The sequence below is a fragment of the Pelomonas lactea genome (assembly GCF_043555885.1).
In the GTDB taxonomy this organism is placed as follows: Bacteria; Pseudomonadota; Gammaproteobacteria; order Burkholderiales; family Burkholderiaceae_C; genus Pelomonas; species Pelomonas lactea.
Map to the genome: position 1 here is coordinate 1 of NZ_JBIGHX010000018.1, position 1000 is coordinate 1000.

Consider the following 1000-nt stretch of genomic DNA (forward strand, 5'->3'; position numbering starts at 1 on the left):
ACCTGAAGAATCATCTAGCCCCAATGGCCGGTCTCCGTTCATAGGCCTACCGTTTGGTTTCCAGATCAAGCGGGCGAGCCGCGAAGGAGACCGGCATGGAACTGTATGCAGCCATTGACCTGCACAGCAACAACAGCGTGCTGTGCGTGCTGGATGAGACGGATCGGATCGTGTTCAGTAAACGACTGCCGAACGACTTGGTCAAGATCAAGCAGGCGCTTCGAGGCTGCCCTGGCGTGGTTCGGGGTGTGGCGGTCGAGTCCACCTACAACTGGTACTGGCTCGTCGACGGGCTGCAGGACGCCGGCTTCACGCTGCATCTGGTCAACACCTGTGCCGTCAAGCAGTACGACGGGCTCAAGCACAGCAGCGACGCCGACGACGCCCGCCACCTCGCCCACTTGCTGCGCCTCGGGATTCTGCCCACCGGGCACATTTATCCACGAGAGCAACGCGCGCTGCGCGACCTGCTCAGGAAGCGCAGCCAGCTCGTGCGCCAGCGAACCAGCCAGGTGCTGAGCATGCAGAACCTGACGGCACGCAACCTGGGCGCGCACGCCAGCGGTAACGAGATCAAGCGCTGGACCGACGACGACATCGCTGCCATGCCCATGCTGCCCCAGCAACGCCTGGCCCTGATGACCAACCGTGCCGTCATGGCCTGTCTGGACGAACAAGTGCGGCGTTTGGAGAGCGCCATCCTGGGGCAAGCGCGCAGCTTCGACCCGTTGTGCGAGGACTTCCAAGCCTTGCTCAGCGTGCCCGGCATCGGCAAGACCCTGGCGCTGACCATCGCGCTGGAGGCCGGTGACATGAACCGCTTTGCCAGCCCCGGCAACTTCGCCTCCTACGCCCGCGCCGTGGACAGCCGGCGCGAATCCAACGGCAAGAAGAAGGGCGAAGGCAACGCCAAGTGCGGCAACAAGCACCTGGCCTGGGCCTTCATCGAGGCGGCGCACTTCGCGGTGCGCTACGACGAAACGATCCGGCGCTGGTTCCA

Annotated in this window: 1 protein-coding gene; it reads left to right on the forward strand. The window is 64.1% G+C overall.

What is annotated here, in order from left to right; all coding sequences use genetic code 11:
- Positions 1-95 precede the first annotated feature (95 nt).
- Positions 96-1000: IS110 family RNA-guided transposase (locus ACG04Q_RS25535; RefSeq protein ID WP_394514697.1), on the forward strand; the 905-nt coding region annotated here is incomplete at its 3' end.